Raw genomic sequence first — 966 nt, forward strand, 5'->3', positions numbered from 1 at the left:
GGAGGGAACGAGGGGAAGTGAAACATCTCAGTACCCTCAGGAAGAGAAAACAACCGTGATTCCGGGAGTAGTGGCGAGCGAAACTGGATGAGGCCAAACCGTATGCGTGTGATACCCGGCAGGGGTTGCGCATGCGGGGTTGTGGGAGTTCTCTTGATCAATCTGCCGGTTGGTCGACGAGTCAGAAACCGTTGGTGTAGGCGAAGGACATGCGAAAGGTCCGGCGTAGAGGGTAAGACCCCCGTAGCTGAAACATCAACGGCTCGTTTGAGAACCACCCAAGTAGCACGGGGCCCGAGAAATCCCGTGTGAATCTGGCGGGACCACCCGCTAAGCCTAAATATTCCCTGGTGACCGATAGCGGATAGTACCGTGAGGGAATGGTGAAAAGTACCGCGGGAGCGGAGTGAAATAGTACCTGAAACCGTGTGCCTACAAGCCGTGGGAGCGTCGCTGTATGTGCTTGCACATGCAGTCGTGACTGCGTGCCTTTTGAAGAATGAGCCTGCGAGTTAGCGGTGTGTAGCGAGGTTAACCCGTGTGGGGAAGCCGTAGCGAAAGCGAGTCCGAACAGGGCGTTTGAGTTGCACGCTCTAGACCCGAAGCGGAGTGATCTAGCCATGGGCAGGTTGAAGCGGAGGTAAGACTTCGTGGAGGACCGAACCCACCAGGGTTGAAAACCTGGGGGATGACCTGTGGTTAGGGGTGAAAGGCCAATCAAACTCCGTGATAGCTGGTTCTCCCCGAAATGCATTTAGGTGCAGCGTCGTGTGTTTCTTGCCGGAGGTAGAGCACTGGATAGGCGATGGGCCCTACCGGGTTACTGACCTTAGCCAAACTCCGAATGCCGGTAAGTGAGAGCGCGGCAGTGAGACTGTGGGGGATAAGCTCCATGGTCGAGAGGGAAACAGCCCAGAGCATCGACTAAGGCCCCTAAGCGTACGCTAAGTGGGAAAGGATGTGGAG

At 56.2% G+C, this 966-nt stretch carries 1 rRNA gene; it reads left to right on the forward strand.

The window, feature by feature from the left end:
* A 23S ribosomal RNA gene (locus tag CIB93_RS36990) occupies positions 1 to 966 on the forward strand; the annotation flags it as partial.

Origin of the sequence: Streptomyces sp. WZ.A104 (assembly GCF_002382885.1) — a bacterium.
Lineage (GTDB): Bacteria > Actinomycetota > Actinomycetes > Streptomycetales > Streptomycetaceae > Streptomyces.